The organism is Agromyces bauzanensis (genome assembly GCF_014645655.1).
Classification (GTDB): domain Bacteria; phylum Actinomycetota; class Actinomycetes; order Actinomycetales; family Microbacteriaceae; genus Agromyces; species Agromyces bauzanensis.
The window spans coordinates 24,274-44,842 of record NZ_BMMD01000019.1; the positions used below are offsets into that span (position 1 = coordinate 24,274).

Annotated in this window: 22 protein-coding genes and 1 pseudogene; 15 read left to right on the forward strand and 8 right to left on the reverse strand. The window is 69.1% G+C overall.

The window, feature by feature from the left end; genetic code table 11:
• Nucleotides 1-328: 328 nt before the first annotated feature.
• Complete coding sequence (locus tag IEX31_RS14665) at nt 329-904, reverse strand: ABATE domain-containing protein (RefSeq protein WP_188744161.1); 576 nt, start codon at nt 902-904, stop codon at nt 329-331.
• A 92-nt stretch (nt 905-996) separates the two neighbouring features.
• On the opposite strand from IEX31_RS14665, the gene IEX31_RS14670 reads away from it, so the two are divergent.
• The 6 genes from IEX31_RS14670 to IEX31_RS14700 all read left to right on the forward strand — a co-directional run bounded on the left by IEX31_RS14670 (nt 997) and on the right by IEX31_RS14700 (nt 4,576).
• Nucleotides 997-1,647 (forward strand): peroxiredoxin-like family protein, encoded by a 651-nt coding sequence (locus tag IEX31_RS14670; RefSeq protein WP_188744162.1) that lies wholly within the window; start codon nt 997-999, stop codon nt 1,645-1,647.
• Nucleotides 1,644-2,426 carry an SDR family NAD(P)-dependent oxidoreductase gene (locus IEX31_RS14675; protein WP_188744163.1) on the forward strand — a complete coding sequence of 261 codons (783 nt, stop codon included), beginning with the start codon at nt 1,644-1,646 and terminating at the stop codon, nt 2,424-2,426. Before IEX31_RS14670 ends, IEX31_RS14675 begins: the two co-directional genes overlap by 4 nt.
• A 187-nt stretch (nt 2,427-2,613) precedes the next feature.
• On the forward strand, nt 2,614-2,865 hold the full coding sequence (locus tag IEX31_RS14685; RefSeq protein ID WP_188744207.1) for a hypothetical protein: 252 nt from the start codon (nt 2,614-2,616) through the stop codon (nt 2,863-2,865).
• 189 nt (nt 2,866-3,054) lie between these two features.
• Complete coding sequence (locus tag IEX31_RS14690) at nt 3,055-3,789, forward strand: hypothetical protein (protein ID WP_188744164.1); 735 nt, start codon at nt 3,055-3,057, stop codon at nt 3,787-3,789.
• Between the two features lie 131 nt (nt 3,790-3,920).
• Nucleotides 3,921-4,160, forward strand: coding sequence for a type II toxin-antitoxin system Phd/YefM family antitoxin (locus IEX31_RS14695; protein WP_188744165.1), 240 nt, complete (start codon nt 3,921-3,923; stop codon nt 4,158-4,160).
• Complete coding sequence (locus IEX31_RS14700; protein WP_188744166.1) at nt 4,157-4,576, forward strand: type II toxin-antitoxin system VapC family toxin; 420 nt, start codon at nt 4,157-4,159, stop codon at nt 4,574-4,576. Before IEX31_RS14695 ends, IEX31_RS14700 begins: the two co-directional genes overlap by 4 nt.
• A gap of 149 nt (nt 4,577-4,725) precedes the next feature.
• Here IEX31_RS14700 and IEX31_RS14705 read toward each other — a convergent pair whose 3' ends face one another.
• Nucleotides 4,726-5,625: a hypothetical protein gene (locus tag IEX31_RS14705; protein WP_188744167.1), complete on the reverse strand. Its 900-nt coding sequence runs from the start codon at nt 5,623-5,625 to the stop codon at nt 4,726-4,728.
• A 175-nt stretch (nt 5,626-5,800) separates the two neighbouring features.
• On the opposite strand from IEX31_RS14705, the gene IEX31_RS14710 reads away from it, so the two are divergent.
• From IEX31_RS14710 to IEX31_RS14720, 3 genes are all read left to right on the forward strand, one after another.
• The gene (locus IEX31_RS14710; protein WP_188744168.1) at nt 5,801-7,474 is read left to right on the forward strand and encodes an N-6 DNA methylase; all 1,674 of its coding nucleotides are present in this window, start codon (nt 5,801-5,803) and stop codon (nt 7,472-7,474) included.
• Between the two features lie 93 nt (nt 7,475-7,567).
• Entirely contained in the window at nt 7,568-8,803 is a 1,236-nt protein-coding gene (locus tag IEX31_RS19020; RefSeq protein WP_229662390.1) for a sigma factor-like helix-turn-helix DNA-binding protein, read from the forward strand.
• Entirely contained in the window at nt 8,800-8,904 is a 105-nt protein-coding gene (locus tag IEX31_RS14720; RefSeq protein ID WP_188744169.1) for a toxin-antitoxin system HicB family antitoxin, read from the forward strand. Before IEX31_RS19020 ends, IEX31_RS14720 begins: the two co-directional genes overlap by 4 nt.
• 128 nt (nt 8,905-9,032) lie before the next feature.
• On the opposite strand, the gene IEX31_RS14725 is transcribed toward IEX31_RS14720, so the two are convergent.
• Nucleotides 9,033-9,305: a DUF1905 domain-containing protein gene (locus IEX31_RS14725; RefSeq protein WP_188744170.1), complete on the reverse strand. Its 273-nt coding sequence runs from the start codon at nt 9,303-9,305 to the stop codon at nt 9,033-9,035.
• Nucleotides 9,306-9,311: 6 nt separating this feature from the next.
• Here IEX31_RS14725 and IEX31_RS19650 point away from each other — a divergent pair.
• From IEX31_RS19650 to IEX31_RS14735, 3 genes and pseudogenes are all read left to right on the forward strand, one after another.
• A pseudogene (locus IEX31_RS19650) lies at nt 9,312-9,521 on the forward strand (HD domain-containing protein); the annotation flags it as partial.
• Between the two features lie 146 nt (nt 9,522-9,667).
• Nucleotides 9,668-9,856: a hypothetical protein gene (locus IEX31_RS19025; RefSeq protein ID WP_229662391.1), complete on the forward strand. Its 189-nt coding sequence runs from the start codon at nt 9,668-9,670 to the stop codon at nt 9,854-9,856.
• A gap of 325 nt (nt 9,857-10,181) precedes the next feature.
• Complete coding sequence (locus tag IEX31_RS14735; protein ID WP_229662392.1) at nt 10,182-11,648, forward strand: HNH endonuclease signature motif containing protein; 1,467 nt, start codon at nt 10,182-10,184, stop codon at nt 11,646-11,648.
• A gap of 954 nt (nt 11,649-12,602) precedes the next feature.
• Here IEX31_RS14735 and IEX31_RS14740 read toward each other — a convergent pair.
• Together IEX31_RS14740 and IEX31_RS14745 are read right to left on the reverse strand one after the other, a co-directional pair.
• Nucleotides 12,603-12,851, reverse strand: coding sequence for a hypothetical protein (locus IEX31_RS14740; protein WP_188744172.1), 249 nt, complete (start codon nt 12,849-12,851; stop codon nt 12,603-12,605).
• Complete coding sequence (locus tag IEX31_RS14745; RefSeq protein WP_188744173.1) at nt 12,848-13,327, reverse strand: recombinase family protein; 480 nt, start codon at nt 13,325-13,327, stop codon at nt 12,848-12,850. Before IEX31_RS14745 ends, IEX31_RS14740 begins: the two co-directional genes overlap by 4 nt.
• A 212-nt stretch (nt 13,328-13,539) precedes the next feature.
• Between IEX31_RS14745 and IEX31_RS14750 the strand changes: the two genes are divergently transcribed.
• Together IEX31_RS14750 and IEX31_RS14755 are read left to right on the forward strand one after the other, a co-directional pair.
• A complete protein-coding gene (locus IEX31_RS14750; protein ID WP_188744174.1) occupies nt 13,540-15,345 on the forward strand; it encodes a gluzincin family metallopeptidase in 1,806 nt (601 codons plus the stop codon).
• Between the two features lie 2 nt (nt 15,346-15,347).
• On the forward strand, nt 15,348-16,661 hold the full coding sequence (locus tag IEX31_RS14755) for a ComEC/Rec2 family competence protein (protein ID WP_188744175.1): 1,314 nt from the start codon (nt 15,348-15,350) through the stop codon (nt 16,659-16,661).
• Here IEX31_RS14755 and IEX31_RS14760 read toward each other — a convergent pair.
• The gene (locus IEX31_RS14760) at nt 16,642-17,742 is read right to left on the reverse strand and encodes a T6SS phospholipase effector Tle1-like catalytic domain-containing protein (protein WP_188744176.1); all 1,101 of its coding nucleotides are present in this window, start codon (nt 17,740-17,742) and stop codon (nt 16,642-16,644) included. The two genes, IEX31_RS14755 and IEX31_RS14760, sit on opposite strands and share 20 nt — an antisense overlap.
• 147 nt (nt 17,743-17,889) lie before the next feature.
• Here IEX31_RS14760 and IEX31_RS19030 point away from each other — a divergent pair, with 147 nt between their 5' ends.
• Nucleotides 17,890-18,075, forward strand: a complete 186-nt coding sequence (locus IEX31_RS19030; protein WP_229662393.1) for a hypothetical protein — start codon at nt 17,890-17,892, stop codon at nt 18,073-18,075.
• A gap of 19 nt (nt 18,076-18,094) precedes the next feature.
• Here IEX31_RS19030 and IEX31_RS14770 read toward each other — a convergent pair whose 3' ends face one another.
• The gene (locus IEX31_RS14770) at nt 18,095-18,808 is read right to left on the reverse strand and encodes an ABC transporter ATP-binding protein (RefSeq protein ID WP_188744177.1); all 714 of its coding nucleotides are present in this window, start codon (nt 18,806-18,808) and stop codon (nt 18,095-18,097) included.
• Nucleotides 18,805-20,568, reverse strand: a complete 1,764-nt coding sequence (locus tag IEX31_RS14775; protein WP_188744178.1) for a branched-chain amino acid ABC transporter ATP-binding protein/permease — start codon at nt 20,566-20,568, stop codon at nt 18,805-18,807. The genes IEX31_RS14770 and IEX31_RS14775 overlap by 4 nt, the downstream gene beginning before the upstream one ends.
• Between the last annotated feature and the right edge of the window lies 1 nt (nt 20,569).

A 20,569-nucleotide genomic window follows, 5' to 3' on the forward strand; every position in this document is an offset into this window, starting at 1 on the left:
CAGCACCGAAGGTGGTCGCGAAGCAGTTCGCGGCCGTCATGAGCGATTGAGCTCGCCTATTACCGTTGCCTCGAAGCAGCTGCCACGATGCCAGCGACCACACGAGACCGGAGATTCACCGATGCCCGAAACGCTCGACCGCTTGCCAGCCGCTTCACTCTCGACGCTGCTCGGCGCAGCGATCATCCGCCGGATCCGCGGCATGCTCCTCTGGCCGGTAGGCACGGCGATCGTCTACTCCGCCCTCTCTGGCGCGATTGAGCCCACAAGCTCGGCACCATCTCGTCGGACCGTAGGCGCGGCCGGAGCGAGCAGGCTGTACCGCAGCTCAGGGCCGGCGCTGTGCAGGAACGGCGACCTGCGATCGGAGGCGAGCCGCACGCCGCCGGGCCCGCATGCGAGTGCCGCAGCGGGCTGAGCACCAGATCCGGCGGCGGTGGTCCTGGAGGAACATGCGGTCGCAGTCCACCGCCGCGCAGGTGCGCACCCGGCTGGCATCGCCGGAAGCGATCAGCCGCACCGCGTCCGCGGCGAGCATGGCGACGGGAGAGACGGGCCGTGCCGGGGTGAGCTGCAGTTCTCGTGCCGCGTTCACGGCCGGATGCATCGGATGCGCCGCTGCGCGATTGACTCGCCGCAGCGCGGCCGCGGGCAGAGGGGCGCCCATCCCGATCGCGGACAGCAGTTCGCGGGCCGCGGTGCAGACGGCCGCGAACTCCTCCCGCGATGCCCGAACTGCGGATGCCGGCATCGCAGGCGGGACGTGCTCCCGCACCCAGGCGGCAAGGGCCGTCTCGTCAGTGACCCGGTCGGAACTGCCGAAGGTGCCACTGACGAGAGTATTGACGGCGGCCAGCGTCAGCCATCGTTCTTCGCCGTGGGCGGGTTCGGGCGCGGAGGTCATCACACCATTCTCCCTCGGGTGCCCTGCAATCCTCCGAACGGAGGAATACTCGGACTTGCTAACGGTAACAGATTCTGTTTACCGTTACTGCCATGGAAGAGCGAGACACCACGATCCAGATTGCAGATGCCGGCGGCCAAGTCCCGACGGCCGACCCCGACAACGCGTTCGCACGCGAGCAGAGCGACCTCCGGCGGGCGGCCCATCCGTCGTCCGCCCAGATCGGGAGCGTCCTCCCGGACGCCGCCCTTCTGGCAGCGGACGGGACCTCGACCTCGATCGCCGCGGCCCGCGACGGCGGCCCGGCAGTCGTCGTGCTCTACCGGGGCGCCTGGTGCCCGTACTGCAACACGGCCCTGCGCAAGTATCGGAACGAACTCGCCCCGGCGCTCCGCGAACGTGGCACGAAGCTGATCGCGGTGAGCCCGCAGCATCCCGATGGATCGCTGACCATGCAGGAGAAGCACGACCTCGACTTCCCGGTCCTCTCCGATCCCGGCAATCAGATCGCCCGCGCCCTGGGGGTCCTGACCCGCCCCGCCGAGTACGCCCACGACCTGGAGGCCGAGCACGGTCTCGACCTGACTGCGGTGAATGCGGACGGCACGATCGAACTGCCGATGCCGACCGTCGCGATCATCGACGCCGCAGGCGTATTGCGGTGGATCGACGTGCACCCCGACTACACCACCCGCACGGAACCGGCCGCCGTGCTCCGCGCAGTCGAAGAGCTCAGCCTGTGACGATCGACGACCCGGGAGGCATCCTCGCAGGGCGCACCGCGGTCGTGACCGGTGCCGGGCGAGGTATCGGCCGCGCCACCGCCGTCGCCCTCGCGCGCGCCGGTGTCGCCACGATCGCGCTGCTCGCCCGCTCGGCCGGGCAACTGGAGGGCACCGCACGGCTGGTCGAGGCCGCCGGGGCGAGGGCGCACGTGAGACCGGTGGATCTCGGCGATCCGACGCAGATCGCCGACGTGGTCGCAGAACTGACCGGGACCATCGGCGACGTGGACATCCTCATCAACAACGCCGCGACGGTCGCTCCGCTGGGGCCGACCGCGACCCGATCCGCGGCGAGCATGCTCGACGCGTTCACGTTGAACACCATCGCCCCCGTGCTCGTGACCGGTGCGCTGCTTCCGGGAATGGTCGCGCGAGGGTGGGGCCGTGTCGTGAACGTGTCGAGCGGCATCGTCGCTCACCCCGCAGTCATGATCGGCGGCAGCACGTATGCCGCCACGAAGGCCGCCCTTGAAACCCAGACGATCAGCATGGCGGCGGAGTACGCCGACACCGGTGTCACGATCAACGCGTATCGGCCCGGCTCCGTGGACACGGCCATGCAGGAATGGATCCGCGCTCAGGACCCCGACCAGGTCGGCCACGTCCTCCACGACCGGTTCGTCGCATCCCACGCCTCCGGGCGCCTGCTCACCCCGGAGGCCTCGGCGGAAGGGCTGGTCGGGCACCTGACCCGTGCCGACAACGGGCAGATCTGGGACGTCACAGACCCGAGCTGAGACGTCCCGCAACCACGACGCCGGGCACCCTGACGTGGTGCCCGGCGTCGTGGTGACCGACCTGACCCCTCAGCTCAACCCGAGATGCGCCTCGATCACCCGCTCGTCGGCGAGCAGGTCGCCGGCTGGACCGGAATCGGTGATCTCACCGGTCTCGAGCACGTAGCCGACATCGGCGCCGCCGCCAGTGCTCGTCGGGCGTTCTGCTCGACGAGCACCACGGCAGTGGGATGCCGCGATCGCCGCCCTCGTCGCGCACCATCTGGTTGCCGAAAGCCTTCCGGTTCCCGACTGGGCGAACGGCCCGACACGAACACTGCGCCGGCGGTGGGCGGTCGGTGAAGGCCCGTACACGCTCACACCGGAGCTGCACCGGGTTCCGCCGGAGTTCCTGCGACGCCTGGTGCTCGTCGATGCGGACACGCTGGAGAGCGTGTGACCACCCGATTCGACCGAGACGGCCTGGGCCCAGGTGCGCATGCTCGCCAAGGGCGTGACGGACGCCGCGCCGCCCGCGGCATCCGTGCCCGACGACCTGCGCCCGCGGCGCAGGTGCACGGCCGAGCAGATCCGCGGCTCGCTGCCCGATCCCGGCTGGTTCGGGTGGCGCGACCTGCCGGGTCAGCGGGTGAGCGCGACGACGACCTTCAGGAGCCACCTCCAATGCGCTAGCTTTGCGGCAACGCGGAACCGGAGGCGGCCGATCATGACCGAGCGAGCGACCGAGCAGGGTGAGTTCATCGTTCCCGACGTGCCCGACGTCGGCCTTCGTGTCTGGGCGTTGCTGACCGGGACGTTCCTCGCGCTCGCATCCATCGGCCTTCTCGGATTCATCCTCTTCACCGACCCCACGCGCGGGCGGGTGTTTCCGCTTTCATGGCTCGGCGATGCGCAGGACCTGCTCAACATCGCAGGCTCGCTCTCCGCGGTGGTCACCATGGCCCTCGTGGCCGGCCGCCTTCGCAACGCCGTCGTGCTCTCACTGACCGCGCTGTCCATCGTCATCGTGATCGGATCAGCACTCGCCGCGATCCTGCGCCTGGCTCAGGTGCTCGTACTCGTGTTTCCCTTCGTGACCTGGGTGCCGGGTTTCCTCGCGCTGGTCGCGTGGGGATGGGTGATCGCGCACACAGCATGGCGCGTGGGCCGCCTCGGGCGCGGGATGCTGCGCTTCGCGCGCTGGCTCGCGCTCGCCGAGTTCCTCGGCCTGACCCTGGGAACCGTCGGTTTCCTGATTCCGCCAGGGCCGGCGCAGACGGCGGTGTTCTCGATCGCCCCGCTGATCGTCATCGTCGGCGCCGTTCTGCCGGTTTGGTGGGTCCTGCTGGCATTCCGGTGGCGCTCCTCGCGCGCGACGAGCTGACGCTCATCGTCTCGAGCTGACCGGTCGAAGTGGGCGGCCGAAGAGCTGATCCGCGACTTCATCGAGACACCGATCCAAGGTTGGCAACGATGCTACAATGACAACTGCTCGATCGCTCGGAGGTGATCTCCATGTCAACCGTTACTTCACGAGACTTCAACAATGATGTCGCCGCCGCGAAACGCCGCGCCGCGATCGAACCCGTGATCATCACCGACCGAGGCCGACCGTCCTTCGTGCTGATGTCGATGAGCGAGTTCACCCGGCTCAGGGGCCCGCGCGGTGGCATCGTCGACGCGCTCCGCATGAGCGAGGGTGTCTCGTTCGAGGTGCCCCGAGTCGACCTCGAGCTCCGGGTACCCGAGCTGTGAGCTGGCTGCTCGACACGAACGTGATCAGCGAGTTGCGCAAGCCTGCGCGCACGGCCGACCCCGGTGTGATCGCCTGGGCCGCCGAACAAGAGATCGAGACGCTTCATCTCTGCGCGATCACCGTACTCGAACTCGAGATCGGCGTGCGCCGCAAAGAACGGGCCGATGCCGAGCAGGGAGCACTCTTGCGTGCCTGGCTCGACGGCAGCGTGCTGCCGGCATTCGCAGGCCGCATCCTTCCAATCGACACGACGGTGGCGATACGCGCCGGAATCCTTCATGTTCCGGACCCACGACCGGAGCGAGATGCGCTCATGGCAGCAACCGCCGCCGTCCACGGGCTCACGGTCGTCACGCGCAATGTACGTGATTTCGCCCCACTCGAGGTGCCGTTGCTCAACCCGTGGAGTGTGTAGCGAGCCTCGGTGTCATTCAATGACCAGACGCCCGCGCACCGCGATCACCGGCGGCACCGCATTCGTCGGACGCCACCTTGCCGAACGGCTCGGGCCCGAGGCATCCGTCAGCCCAGGTGCGCATGCACCCGGCCTGTCGATGGGCAGGATCAGGTGTCCGACCCCGGCTCGTCCTCTACCACAGGTATGATCCGGCGCTCCATGAGCTCCCGCGGCCTTACGTGCTGGCTGACGGGCGTCGCACTGAGCACCTGTTCAATCATCCGTGTCATGAATTGCTCCGGGCGCACGTCGGCAGGTACGCGATCGAGCTCAACCATCACCCCCGCTTCAGGAGCGGCCTCGTCCCACGACACCAACGCGAGACCGGTGGCGGTGTAGCCGTTGAGCCCGACGGTGTCGCGCAACTTGCGCATCATGTCGATGGTCTTCTCGAACGCATCCGGCTCCAACTCGAGGATCGTCGACCTCTGCACGAAGAAGAATCCGACTGCTGCGAGTGGATACCGGGTTCGTAGATTGCCCGCGTCGCCGTAGGCCTCTTCGAATCGGTTGGCGAGGTTCTTTCCGAACGACGACACCTGGGTCTTCGTGCTCAACAGCATCTCAGGCCCTCGGTCCCAACGTGAGATGGAGACATCCACCTGCTTCTCGTAGGCGCGTCCGAGATAGCGCGCATCGACTGGCCCGACCGACTTGATCGATGTGAGCCGTTCACGCACCGCGTCGGCGAGGTTGGCTGGCAGGCCGTCCAGCAGCATGGCGATGTCTCGGGGCATGATCCGCGGGATGGACGGCCGAGGCCATACCTCGTCGGCGCTGAACCCGGCGCGCCGGAACTCAGCGGAAAGCCACGCATCCACCCCGCTTGCCAACGCCCCGGTCGTGGACCCCTTGCCGGCGGCGACCGGGATACCGAGCAGTCGCGAGAGCAACTCGTAGTCGGGCGAGTACATCGCCGCCTCGCCGAGAGCATGGACCCAGGGGTCGGTCGGCGGGCGAGCAGCGAGCGGCGCGTCGTACACGCTGAACGAGTCGGTCTTGGCCATACGTGCCAGTGTGCCCGGTCGGGCCGACAACACGGATCAACTCGCCGGATCCACAGTGGCGGCGTGCTGGCATCGATTGTCGTCGGACCCCCGTATCATCGAACACAGTTTCGAACGGTGCCGAGTTCCGAAACCTGCCCATCACGACAACGCTTACCCATGGAAGCAGGGAAGAATGAGTAACGTGCAGGAACTGCTGGAGCGCTCGCTTGAGGACACCGCGGAGGTGCGCAAAGCGCGCGGGGCGTTCTTCACTCCCGAGGCGATCACCAGGTTCGTCACCGACTGGGCAATCCGAGATGCGAATGCCACGGTGCTCGAGCCGTCCGCAGGCGACGCGGCGTTCCTGGTCGAGGCCGTGCGGCGGCTGCGCGAACTCGGCGCCGACGCACCTCCTCGAGTTGATGGTGCCGAGATCCATGCACACAGCGCCGCCGTGGCGCGCGCCCGGGTCGAGGCAGCGGGTGGCATCCCGCACATCATCGTCGACGACTTCTTCGCCATTCAGCCCACCGGCCAGTACTCCGCCGCCGTCGGAAATCCTCCGTATATCCGGTACCAGGACTTCACCGGTGAATCGCGGGCGCGGGCGCGGGCGGCAGCGTTCACGGGGGGTGTCAACCTCACCGGTCTGGCTTCGAGCTGGGCTGCATTCACCGTGCATTCAGCGCTCTTCCTTCGCTCGGGCGGGCGCCTCGGTCTCGTGCTGCCTGCGGAGCTCCTCAGCGTCAACTACGCCGCGCCGGTTCGGAAGTTCATCTTCGAGCGATTCGCTCGCGTGAATCTCGTGCTCTTCACAGAGCAGGTCTTCCCTGAGGCCGAGGCTGACGTCGTGCTGCTGCTCGCTGACGGGTTCGACGAAGGGCCCGCACAGCACGCAACCGTCCACGAGGTCAAGAACGCTGCCGAGTTGTCGGAGATCGGTGCGGGTCTGACGTTCACACCAAGCGACCCGTCGGACAAATGGACCTCACTGCTCGTCAGCCCCGACGCCGTCGAGCCACTGCACTCCCTTTCGGCGGCTGGGCATTTCACCCACCTCGAGTCATGGGGCGACACGACGCTCGGCATGGTCACCGGCAACAACCGATTCTTCGCGCTGACCCGCGCTCAAGCGAAAGGGCTCGGCCTTGCCCCTCATGAACTGCTGCAGCTCTCGCCCGCTGGCAGCTCTCACCTTCGAGGACTCGAGCTGACCGAGGAAATGCTCACCGAACTGGATGGACGCGGTCGCGCGACCTTGTTGTTTCGTCCTTCGGCATCGGATGTCTCGACGGCTGCCCGCGACTACATCGCACACGGTGAACGCACAGAGGTCGATCAGGCCTACAAATGCCGCGTGCGTACCCCCTGGTTCCGCGTGCCTCTGGTGCCGCCGGCCGACCTGCTGCTCACCTGCATGAACGCCGATACTCCTCGGCTCACGACCAATCGGGCAGGAGCGCACCATTTGAACTCCGTGCACGGCGTTTATCTGAATCCCGACAGCCGCGAACTCGCTCGCGAACTGCTGCCTCTTGCGAGCCTCAATTCGGTCACGCTGCTGAACGCCGAAATGGTTGGCCGCTCATACGGCGGCGGCATCCTCAAGATGGAGCCCCGAGAAGCCGACCGGTGGGCGATGCCATCACCCGCTCTCGTCACCGCGCGAGCCGAGGCATTGAGATCGATCAAGTCCCGAGTTGCCGACCTCCTCAAGGCCGGCGCCTTGCTTGAGGCTGTCGCACACGTCGATGGCGCACTACTTCTCGCCACAGGGCTTGTCGGTACGGATGACATGGCCAGCGTCAGATCGGCTCACCGGGAGATGACAGCTCGCCGGATGGCCCGCAGCTCAGGCCGCCGCTGAATTCCGCGGTGGCTCGCAAGTAGGTCGCTCGGCGTAGAACGACCGCTGCAACCCGCAGCGACAGACCGGGTCATCCTCGACGACTCCGTGCGGATGGCGCTGCTCGTCGTGCTCGAACAGCTCACGCCCGCCGAGCGTACGGTGTTCCTGCTCCACGACGTGTTCGACGACGTGTTCGACCTCGACTTCGACCGCATCGCCGACGCGCTCGGCGTGAGTCCGGCGAGCGCGTGGCAGTCCGCGTCGCGCGCCCGCAGACGGATCGCCGCGCACGGCGCCGCGCGGTTCTCGGTCGATCCCGCCGCCGCCCGCCGGCTGTCGGAGCGGTTCGCCGCCGCGGCATCCGACGGCGACCTCGACGGGCTGGTCGCGGTGCTCGCCGCAGACGCCACGGGCCACTTCGACACCGGCGGGGTCTTCCCCGGCGCGCCCACCGAGGTGATCGTGGGCGCCGAGACCATCGCCTGCAACTTCCTCGCCCGCGTCGGCGGACCGAGCCTCGACTTCAAGGTCGCGGAGGTGAACGCCGGACCCTCTGCTCCGATGGTGTCGTCGACGCCCCTAGCTCGCGACGGGCGCGTCCGCACGGACGGGAACATCCGCCGCCGCACGCTCCGCGCCCACGAAGCGCGCCGTGTCCGACACCGCCGCCATGAGCAGCGAGACGAGCCGATCGTCGGCGTCGCAGACGCACGCCCTCGCGATTCCGTCGACGGCGCCGGTGACGATGTCCCGGCACTGCCGGACGCTCATTCCGGCGCGGCGTGCCGGACCGACCTCCTCGATGAACCTGGTGGCCCATGCGTCGGCGGCGGGGACGGCGCGGAGGGCGGCCTCCGCCAACTCCCTCCCCTCCGCGGCGAACGCGCCGCTGTGTACCTCGAGGACGGAGATCGCGACGTGCCCTGCGACGGCCAGCGATCGCTGGCGCTCCTCCGCGACGATGGGCAATGCAGCGTGGGCGGCCCGCACGGCGAGCAGGACGTCGAGCAACGGGTCGTCACTCGTCAGGCCGACGACCGTCGGGATGAGCGGTGCGAGCCGCGCTCGTCCGGCGTCACTCGTCAGGTCGTTCACCATCCGGGCGAGATGCGCGAGGGTGCCGTGCGTGCATGCTGGGTGGTCGCTCCAGCGTTCGCCCGCAAGGTACGACGCGAATTCCATGAAGCACGCCCCGCGTCGGGGCGAGCGGTGCCGGCCCGCGGACAGGATCGGCATGACATCCGGGTACATCGAGTTGCGCATGGGAGCCTCCCTCGCTCCTCTCACTCTGCGCCGATCGCCGCGAGGATTCAAGTGCGGACGGCCGCGCGCATTCCGGGCGGGTGAACCTGCGCGCCAATCCGGCACTGCATCGCAGGCTCGCGACCGAGGCCATGAGAGAAGGCACGAGTCTCAACGCGTACGCGGCGCGGCTGCTCGATCGCTGACGCGAGCCGTCGCTCATGGCGGCGTCGGTGATCCCGCTGCTGCATGCGGCGTTCGGGACGCGGGCCGCGGCGATCGCCCTCACCGATCGTGACGACGGAACGTCACCGCACACCCACCCGCCCGAGGATCACCGCTTGGTGATCGTGACCTCGACCGGGTCGCCGATGTCCTTGCCGAGGGCTTTCCGGACCTTGGCGTTCAGGGACACCATGTGGCCGCCGGTTCCGGTCACCATCGCACCCACGTTCTCGAGCACCACGTCGTCGACGCTCGCATCGACCCGCACCGTCTTGCCGGTGCCGAAGAACTCGGCGGAACCGGGGACCTCGACGCAGCTCCACGTCTCGCCCTTGACCTCCGCACCGATCGTCGCCTGAAACCTCAACTCCTCCGCACCCATGACGACATGGTATGCGGATCTGCCCGAGACGCTCGTGCCGGCACGGGACATCCTCGAACCGGAGGGCTGAGCGCAGGTGGTCCCGAGGAGGATGTGCTCGTGCACTCGCTGTGGGCCGCCGATCTGGCGGCGGTCTACGCGGACGAGCACGACCTGCGGTCCGGGCGGCGGGAGCTTCTCGTGCTCGCCGCCCTCTTCCACGACGTCGGCAAGCCGCAGACCACCGACGCCAGGATGGGCGGATTACGCCGCACGGTCACGCCGAACTCGGCGCCGAGTCGTTCCGTTCGATGGGTCGGCGGCTCGGGCTCCCGCATCCGCTCGTGGTTCCGGTTGCGGTTGCGGCCATCGTCGAAACACACGTGGCGCACCTCTCCGTGCGCGGTGAACCCACGCCCAGGGCGGTGCGTCGACTGCGCGACCGACTGCATGCGGCCGGCACGTCCCTCGACGAGTGGGGCATCGTAGTGCGCTGCGACGGCGAGGCCCGCGGCCCGGCGGCACGGCCGGATGCCTCGCGGTCGTGGCGTCGGGTCGCCCGCGAGTCGTGACGACCGCCCGCATGCGGTCATCGTCGTGGCTGGCCGCCCGTGGTGCTCGTGAACCTATCCGTCGCCTCGAGGCGAGGGTGGGCGCACCACTGGCAGCGGGTTCGCGCCACTATGCCACCGCGTGTGCGTCGAGCGGCCCTCTCCATACGTGCATGGTGTCGACACGATCGCCCGCGCTCCGCAGCCCGCATGGACTGACGGATGCCTCGAGCGCCACTTGTCCTCCACAGTGGGTGGGTGCGTCAAGTTTCCCACAGGCAAAGTCCTGATCATGTGTGATTTCCTCGCTCGATCGGATGTCGGTGGGTGGGTGCAGGATGGAGGCATGGAACAGCCCACGCATCCGGAACATCCGGAACACCCGGAACACCCGGAACACCCGGAGCATCCGGAGCAGACGCAGACGCTGCAGCCGCTGGTCGCGCTCGAGCGCGACCTCGCTGCGCTGCGCCGAGCGTGGGCGGGCTCGATGCCGGCGGGGGGTGCCATCCACGGGGCCGTGCAGGTCGAGGTGGAGCAGATGAGCGACACCGGGCTCATGCAGGTCACCGATGCGCTCGCGAAGGTTCGGCGGGACGTCGAGGTAGTGCTCGCGAGGGTCGCCGCCGAGGTGACGAAGCGGTCCGGGCAGGAGTTCGGTGACACCGGGTTGGCGAAGGCGCAGGGTTTCCACAACCCCGTGCGACTCATTGCCGCGTCCACCGGAGCGTCACGTTCCGATGCGCAGCGACTGATTGCCGTCGGAACCGCCACCGCGCAACGCCAGACGTTCAGCGGTGAGCACCTGCCGTCGCGGCATCCGCACGTCGCTGCCGCCTTGGAGACGGCGGAGATCGGTATCGAGGCGGCATCCGCAATCACCTCGATGCTCGACCGGGCATCCGCAAGGGCAGAGGCGAGCCGAGTCGACATCGTCGAGGCGGCGCTCGTCGACCTGGCAGGGCGGGTTCCGCTCGAGACCCTCATGCGCGGTGTGCGCGAGGCCGAGGCGCGACTCGACCCCGACGGCGTCGAGCCCCGTGAAGACCTGCTCCGCATGGAGCGGTCGCTGACGATGCGTGAAGACGGCCGCGGCATGGTGCACCTGCATGCCCGTCTCGACCCCGAGAGCGCGGCCCCCGTGAAGGCGGCGATCGAGGCGATCGTCAGCGACGTGCTGCGTCGACGCGAACCTACCGACGGCGATCTCACCCCAATCGTCGACGACCGACGGTCGATCCCGCAGCTCCAGGTCGATGCGCTCGCCGCGCTCGCCCGCCATACGCTCGGCTGCTCGCAGGCGCTCACGCCGCTCGCGAAGACCACCGTCGTGGTTCGCGTCGACCACGACACGCTCGTCAGCGGGCTCGGGCACGCGCGCATCGACGGTCTCGATCAGCCCATCTCCGCAGGCACGGCCCGCCGCATGGCGGCCGACGCCGAACTCATCCCCGCAGTGCTCGGCGGGGACAGTCTCCCGCTCGACCTCGGAAGGGGCGCCCGCCTGTTCACCAGAGCGCAACGACTCGCGCTCGGCGAGCGCGACGGTGGCTGCGCTTCGTGCGGCCAGAACATCGCCTATGTCGAAGCACACCACATCGACTGGTGGGAACGCGATACCGGCCCCACCGACCTCTCGAACGGGGTCTTGCTCTGCAGCTTCTGCCACCACATGATCCATCGCGAGGGGTGGCGGATACAGGCGAGCCCGGCTGAGGTGTGGTTCATTCCGCCACCGCATGTCGACCCGGCCCAAGTCCCACGACTCGGCGGCCGGGCGCGATTCGAACTCCGCGTAAGCCGGGCGGCATGAGGTGAATGCGTGCTCCGGTACTCCGACGAGCTCCGCTCGCCAGAGGTGAGGATCGCCTCGAGCCGTGCCCGACACCGGGCGATGTATGCCCCCTGACTCGGGGTCTGGCGGCGCCGACCATCGGCGCCCACGATCAGGTGCATGGGGCGCCGAGGGGATGCACCATGGAGAAGCCGCCGGCGTCGCCATGAACGCCGGCGCCGCGGCATCCGCGATCCGCACACCCGACCAGCGGCTGCGGGTCGGGGCACGGCCGCACCCACCGCAAGAGCTGTATCGGGCCGACCTCCAACAGCGCGACGTCTTCGTCGGGGCCTACGGGCAGCAGTACGGCTGGGTCGCCACCCGGCGAGGAGATCTCGGGACTCGAGGACGAGTACCGGCTCGCCCCGCACGACATGCCCAAGCTCATCTACCTGAAGCAGCCCGCCGAGCGCGAGGAGCGCCTCGGCGAGCTCCTTGCGCGGATCCGCGACGACGGCACCGCGTCGTACACCCCCTTCCCGAGCACCGAGCAGCTCGGTCGGCTGATCGAGGCGGACGGGCACCCCGTGGGTCGGTTCACCTCCTCCGCCGTGCTGCGACGCGGGGTCGCACCACGCAACGCGCTGGTGGTCGCGATGCTCACCGCGACCGGGCTGCTCGGCGTCGCCGCGCTCGTCGCACCGTCCGCGCCGATGCTCGGCGTCATCGCGATCGCCCTGGCCGTCGTCGCGCTCGCCCCGAGCTGTGCACTCGTCATCGGCCTCGCGCTGGACCGGCACGACGACGCCGAAGCGGCGAGCGCGACCGGAGTGCTCGTGGCGTGCGGCGCCGTCGGCGAAAGCTTCGTGCCGGCCGCCATCCTCCTGATCGCCCACGACCCTGCCGGGTCGGGAACGTACCTGGCGACCGCCGTCCTCTGCCTCGCGATCGCCGTGCTGTCGGCCATCCGCATTCGAACCCCCCGAACGGTCACCACAGGAAGCGGTGCCAGGTCGGTCGCAGCGCGTGGGTCCGCAGCACCCGATCGCTCGCGATCGCTGCGGCGAGGTCTTCCTGCCGGGGCGTGGTCGTTCGCGTGGCCACCGCTCCGGCGGACTGCGACGCGTTCTCGGCCTGCACGGCAGGGAGCGAGGAGACCACCTGCTCGGCGCCTGCGCGCGGGGAGGCGAGCAGCTGCGAATGCAGCCACCAGCGTGCGATGTCGCGGTCGGATGTCACGGCCGCGCGTCCTCCAGATGTGGCGCGCCGTGGCTCAGCACCTTCACTACGAGGTTGTGCCGACGAAGCGTGCGGATGGTGCGCGCCACCTCGTCGGGCGTTCGCCCGAGCGCGCGCTCGTTCACGACGACGAGCACGTCGCCGGCCCGGAGCGTCTCGAACAGGCGCGCGAGGCGCTGTTCCCAGGTCTCGGGTGCATCGGGAGTCGGGTAACGGAAGTCGAGGATCTGCACGCCGAACCGCGTCAGATCGTTGCGCTGCTCGAGAATGGGCGGCATATCGTCGCGAGGCACGACGAGGCCGACGAGACGCGACCCCTCGGGCCGCGCCTTCCACCAGTCGTGGTTCCGCTGCAGCTCCTCGAAGCACTCGGTACAGCCGAGCGCGTGATGGCCGGGCTCGTGCGGGGCGGCTGCGACGGCGGGATCCGCGGGCGTCGTGGCATCCGTCGTCGAACCGATCGCCTGCTCACCCATGTCGGAACCCCTTCGCGTCGGGTTCCATTCTCGCCGAGGTCGCGCGGCGGGGCACCTTCGACCTCAGTGCGTGCCCTGTTCCCGCGAACGCATGCAGGGAACTATCCTGAGAAACACTCGGATTCAGGGGGAAGTCGATGCTGCCGACGAATGACAGACCCACGATCCAGCTTCCGGAGCGGCGACGGCTCCGCGCCTATGCGTTCGATCCGATGTCGACCCGACTCCACGGAAGGGTGCTGACCCTCGACATCCCGTTCGAGCGAGGACTGCAGCCGGGCCCCATGGGAACGCTCCTCCAGGTGGTCGACTACGACGCAACACGCCACGTGTGGTACCACCCGGTCGACCTCGACCACCCGGCACTCCTGGCGCAGGGCGGCATGGCGCCATCGGAACGCGATCCCCGCGCCCACCAGCAGATCGTCTACGGCGTCGCCATGAGCGTCATCGAGCGGTTCGAGCGGTTCCTCGGCCGCCGTTTCGAGTGGCGCGGCAGCCAGCCGCTGCGCCTGATCCCGCACGCCTTCGAGGGCCGCAACGCCTACTTCGACCCCGAACGGCGGGCCGTGGTCTTCGGGTACTTCCTTGCCGACGAGAACCCGGGCCCGAACCTGCCCCAGCAGGTCGTGTTCACGTGCCTCTCGACCGACATCATCGCGCACGAGGTGACCCACGCGCTCGTCCACCGCCTTCGGAGGTACTTCGCCGAGGCGACGAATCCCGACGTGTTCGCGTGGCATGAGGCATTCGCCGATCTCGTCGCGCTCTTCCACCACTTCGCGTTCCCCGAGATCGTCGCGGCGGCGGTGGCCGGTTCGCAGACGGAGCTGCGTGAGGCCGACGCGATCCTCGATCTCGCGAAGGAGTTCGGCGCCACGACCGCGCGGGGCGGGGCGCTGCGCACGGCCATCGATTCGGCCCGCACGCCCGAAGGGTTCGCGAACGCCACCGAACCGCATGAGCGGGGCGCGTACTTCGTCACCGCCGTGTTCGAGGCGTTCCTCGACACCTACAGGTCGCGGATCGCCGACCTCCGGCGCATCGCGAGCGGCGGCACCGGCGTGCTCCCCGCAGGCGCACTCCACCCCGACCTCGTGAATCGCGTGACCATCGAAGCCGTACGGAACGCCGACCGGCTGCTCTCCATGGTCGTGCGAGCGTTCGAGTACCTGCCCGTCGTCGACGTCACGTTCGGCGACGTCGTCCGCGCGATCGTGACGGCGGACCGCTCGCTCTACCCGTCCGACACCGGGCACCTCAGGGGGACCCTGGTCGAGTCCCTCCGCCAGCGGGGCATCTTCCCCGAGGCGGTGACCTCCCTGGCCGACGAGGCGCTGGTGTGGCCGCAGCCTCCCGAACTCCCAGGCGGCGGGCCGCTGACCCTGGCCGGCGATCCCCTCTCCGACCTCGAGAGCCTGATCGTCGCGACCACCCTCGACCTGGACGTGCACGGCGAGTCGGGCACCATCCCGTGGAAACGGATCAGGCAGAGCCTCCTGGCATGGAGCAGGACCTACGCCGACGCGCTCGGGTTGGATCCGGGGCACCCGATCGCGATGACCGGCGCGCACGTGTCCTACCTGACGGCGGCCGACCGCCAGCCGCGACCGATCATCGTGGTGCAGTTCATGCAGCGGCGGGAGGACCTCGAGGCGCGGGAGGGCCTCAAGGGCGTCCCGCTCCGCGCCGCCTGCACGGTCATCGCGAGGGTGGACGGACTGGTGGAGGCGATCGTTCCCAAGCCGCTCCCGCGGTCGACCCCGACGACCGACCTGCCCGAGTCCCTTCGCGCCTTCGCGGAGCAGCAGGATGAAGCCGGCCGGAAGCGGATGCGGGCGATCCTCGAGTTCGCCCGGAGCGTCGCCGACGACGACCCGCTCGCGGCGTGGCTCACCGCCCCGTCGGTCCTCCGCATCGACTTCGCACGGCTGCACGCGAATGAGGAGGACGAACCGCGACCCCCAACGGACTCCGGCCGAGGGCAACCCGCCATGAACGACGAAGCGAGGACCTGACGATGGCCGCGACATCCGTCACCATCCGCATGTACACCGTCGGGTTCGGCGACTCGTTCCTCGTCACGGTGGCGAACGACCGCACCACGTGGCGCATGCTCGTGGACTGCGGCGTGCACGCGCACGGCCGGCCGAGGATCGACGGCAGCAGCCGCGAGATCGGCGAGACCGTCGACACCATCGTGTCGGACCTGCTCGAGGCCGCACCCGAAGGCGCTCCGCCCCGCGTCGACGTGATCGTCGCGACGCACCGGCACGCCGACCATGTCAGCGGATTCGCCGAGGATGCCTGGTCGCAGGTCGACGTCGGCGAGGTATGGGTGTCGTTCGTCGAGGATCCCGACGACCCCGACGCGGTCTCGCTTCGCACCGAGCAGGACGAGAGCGCCGCCGCGATCGCGAGGGCGACCCGCGCGCTCGCGGCGAGCGGGCGACCCGGTTCCGACTCGTCGTTCCGGGCGGTCGCCGAGGACTTCGCGATGAACGCCGTCTTCGAGGGCCCGAACCTGGCGGCGATGACGCGGCTCCTCGGTGGCGACGGCACGGGATTCGCCAACACGCCGACGGTCCGATTCCTCCCGGACCGGAATCCGATCCGGAACCGGATCGCGACCTCGGTGCCGGGCGCCACCGTCTCGGTGCTCGGCCCCTCGCGCGACCCCGCCGACCTCAAGCGCATGAATCCCCCCAAGAAGGACCACTGGCTCGCCTACGCCGACGACCTCGACCCGACGGTCACCAGCGCCCCACGCCCGCTCTTCGCGCAGCCGTACATCGTCGACGAGCGCGACATCGCGACGGTGATCCCTGAGGGCCTGCTGGAGGCGGCGAAGAAGACGAGGCTCGACTATCTCGGCTCCGAGGTCGATGCGCTGCTGGCCGCCGCCGCGGTGCTGGAGCGGTCGGTCAACAACACGAGTGTCTTCTTCGTGCTCGACGTCAACGGCCGGCGCCTGCTCTTCGTGGGCGATTCGCAGGAGGGCGCCTGGCGACACGTGCTGGATGACCCGCACGCTCGGGCCGAACTCGACCACCTGCTGTTCTACAAGATCGGCCACCACGGCTCGCACAACGCCACCCCTCGGCGCTTCGTCGAGGAGGTGCTCGACAGCCGGCGCGAGCCCCTCTACGCCATGCTGCCGTGGGGCTCGGTGAAGGCGTGGGACGACACCATTCCCGAGCCGGACCTCATCACGGCCCTCGCCGGGAAGTCGGCCCACATCGTGCGGGCCGACGACGTCATCGACGATGACGCGGTGACCAGCGATCCCGGTGGGCGCTGGACGCAGGTGAGCTTCACGATTCCGGAACGGTGACCGATCTCGGCACCAGCCAATCGGGGTCGCCCCACGTCACGGTCGGGGACAGCTCCGGGATGTCGGCCGCCCCGCCCTCGACTCGGGTTCGCACACTCGAGTGCACGGTGGCCGTCGGCGGCATCCGCCGCCGTGAGACGCCGAGGAGCCGCCACCACCCGCTCATGCCATTCACCGCTCCGTCGGCGTCCGGCGGCTCCAGCCGGCAGATGCGCTCGTATCCGTGTCGCCCCTCGTGGCTCTCGAACCTGATCCGGATGCCGCTGTCGATCGCGCCGTCCACCACCCACTTCAGCGCGATGCGACTGAGGCGATCGTCGTCGAAGCCGCCTCCCACGTCGGAATGGACGCCTGCGAACCACACCTCCTCGAGCACGGGCTTCTCCTGACCGGCGGTCACCGGATCGTGGAGGAACGGCCGGCGCCACTCGTGGATGGAGAGGGCGTGCCGCACTCGGTCGACCGTCGGGAGCTTGTTCGTGTACCGCCAGTGCACCGACCACCGTAGGATCCCGACGGACTTCACGGTGTCCCACAGGCCGAGGTAGTGGATCGGCGGAGTCGTGCGGCCGCGGTCGTCCACCGGTTGGCCGAACACCGCCGCGAGTCGGTGGGCGTCCCCCCAGAACGACGCCCGCCCCGCCTCGTCCCGCTCGTCGCGGTGTCGCCGGGTGTACCCGGCCACCATGTAGTTCACGAGGTTCTCCGACCCGGGCCGGATGAGCCCGACCGTCCGGAGCATCCCCGCCAGCGCCCTCGCCGTGTACGCCCCGCGGCTGAACCCGAAGAGGTAGACCCGGTCCCCCGGCGCCCAGTGGTCCGCCAACCAGAGGTACGCCTGGCCGAGGTTCCGGCGGATGCCGACGCCGAAGGCGAGACCGAGCAGCTTCGAGAGCGCACGCGCCGGCGGCGACCACGCCCCCGCCGCCGCCTCGGTCCCGACCCCGGGATCGTAGTAGGCGACCTGCTGCGACGGATCCGAGAGGTCGAGCATCGAATAGAGCAGCACGACGTTGGAGTTGCGTCTCGCGCGCACCTCGGCGCCGGTGCCGTCGAAGCACATGACGATGTTCTTGACCATCACAGCCCTCCCTCCGACCCCCGCGGAATGCGATGATTCCTCGAGTGTGGCACGGGAGTGACATCCGGGTACACACTCTCCGCAGGCGGTCGGCTGCTCCTCGTATAGGAGTACCCGGATGAATCCCTGGATGAACACTTCGTCGGGATGTCGGGAAAGGAGCTGAACGGCCAGGTCACGCTGAACGGGGCGACGCTGACGAACACCATGGACCTGCGCGCGCCCGGGCCGTTGAACCTCGTGGCGCTGCTGGCGACCCGCCGCGTGCAGGAGGCGGTGGCCGGCATCGGTGAAGTAGTCCGTCGTGCGCGTCGCGGTCATCGGCGGCGGTGACCGAGTGCGGCAGCTGCCCTCAGCTCAGCCCGAGGTACGCCTCGATCACGCGTTCATCGGAGAGCAGGTCGCGGGCAGGTCCGGAGTGGGTGATCTCGCCGGTCTCGAGGACGTAGCCGACATCGGCCGCCGCGAGTGCTCGTCGGGCATTCTGCTCGACGAGCACCACGGTGGTGCCGGTGGCCCGGATCTCGGCGATGACCGCGAAGACCTCGTCGATGATCTTCGGGGCGAGCCCCATCGACGGCTCGTCGAGCAGCAGCACCTCGGGCTTCGCCACGAGCGACCGGGCGATCGCGAGCATCTGCTGTTCACCTCCGGACAGGGCGCCGGCCGGCAACTTCCGGCGCTCGTGCAGGATCGGGAACCGCTCGTAGACCTCGGCGATGCTGCCGGCCATCGTCCGGCTGCGATGCCAACCGCCGAGGCTGAGGTTCTCGTCGACCGTGAGCGTGCCGAGGATCTCGCGACCCTCGGGCACCTGCACGAGGCCAGCCTTGACCAGGCGGTACGCCGGCTTGCGGGTGATGTCCCGGCCGTTGAACCGCACGGCGCCGCTCCGCGGGCGCACGAGCCCCGCGATCGCGTTGAGGATCGACGTCTTGCCGGCACCGTTCGCACCGATCAGGGCGACGAGGGCCCCGGGCTCGACCGCGAACGAGACATCTCGAACCGCGTCGACCCGCCCGTAGCTCACATGCAGGCCTTCGACGCTGAGGATCGGCTCGCTCATCGTGCGCCCTCCGTTCCGGCCGCGTCGCCGTCGTGGCCCTTGACCGCTTCGGCCGCCACCTCTGCGAGTTCCTCCGCGGCGGCCGTGGCTGCGGCATCCCCTTCGGCTCCGAGGTAGGCTTCGAGCACCCTCGGGTCCCGCGCGACCTCGTCGGGCGTGCCCGCCGCGATGACCTCGCCGAAGTTGAGCACCGTGATGCGATCGCAGAGGGCGAGCATCATCCGCACGTTGTGCTCGATGATGAGCACCGCGACGCCGTCGGCGGCCAGGGAACGGATGAGCTCCGACAACCGCTCGGCCTCGACGTGGTTCATGCCCGCGGCCGGCTCGTCGAGCACGAGCAGCGTGGGATGCGACGCGAGCGCGCGGGCGATCTCCAACCGGCGCTGGTCGCCGTACGAGAGGTCTCCGGCCGCCGTCGTCGCCTTGTCTCCCAGCCCCACTCGAATCAGTTGCGCGGATGCCACGGCCGCCGCCTCTCGCTCGAACCGGCGAGCGGAGGGAAGGAACACCAGCCGCCTGAGCATGGTGTTCCGACTGATGCGGTAGCCGCCGACGAGCACGTTGTCGAGGGCCGAGAGACGATTGAAGAGCTTGATCTGCTGGAAGGTGCGCGCGATGCCCGCGCGTGCGAGTTGATGCGCGCGCGTCTTGGCAGCGAGTTCGATGCCCAGCACCGTTCCCGATCCGCCCGTCGGCACGGTCACGCCGGTGACCATGTTCACGAGGGTCGTCTTCCCCGCCCCGTTGGGCCCGATCAGGCCGAGGATCTCCCCGGTGGCGAGCGTGAGGTCGACATCGTGCACTGCCCGCACGCCGCCGTAGGACTTGCCGAGCGCCCGAAGCGCCATGACCTCCGTGCCGCGTGCGGGAAGGGGCTCGAGTTGCGGAAGTGCCGCCGGGTCGCTCACCAGACGGGTGGAGGACCTTCGGCGCGGGATGAGTCCGGCGAGCCCGCCCGGGAGGAACAGGATCACGATGAGCAGCAGGAGTCCCGAGATCGCGGGACGGATCCAGCCGGCGTCGATGCCGAGGGTTCGCTGGAGTTCGGGAAGCGCGGAGAGGAAGACGGATCCGAGCAGCGGCCCGACGAAGAACGTCGTGCCGCCCACGACGGCGGTGACGAGTCCGTCGACGGCGGCCTCGAACGAGAACTGGTTCGGGTCGGCGAACCTCGTGAAGTGCGCGAAGAGCACGCCGTAGAGGCCGGCCACCGCGCCCGCGATGACGAACGAGGCCATGCGGTAGCGGGGGACGTTGATGCCCATCGTGGTCGCCGCGAGCTCGTCTTCACGGATCGCGGCGAATGCCCGGCCCATGCGCGAGCCCGACAGCCGCCAGAACCAGAACGCGACCAGCGCGAGCGCGATCCATGCCGTTTCGATGCCGACGAGTTTCGGGAAGCTGAGTCCCTGTGCTCCGTTCGTCCACGACTGGTTGATGAGGAAGATCCGCACCATCTCGCCGAATGCGAGCGTGGCGATGGCGAGGAACACCCCGCGGAGTCGCATGACGGGCAGACCGAGCACGAATGCCGCGATGGCGCCGACCGCCATGCCGAACACGACGCCGACCATGAGCGGAGGGATGAACCCGAACAGCGGCTCGTTCGGGACGACGAGTGACGACGTGAACGCGGCGAGCGACGCGAGCCCGACCTGCGCGAGGCTCAACTGCCCGGCGATGAGCACCGCGTAGAAGCTGTACGCGAGGATCGCCGTCAGCGCGATGAAGGTGAGCAGAGACGAGTATTCGAACATG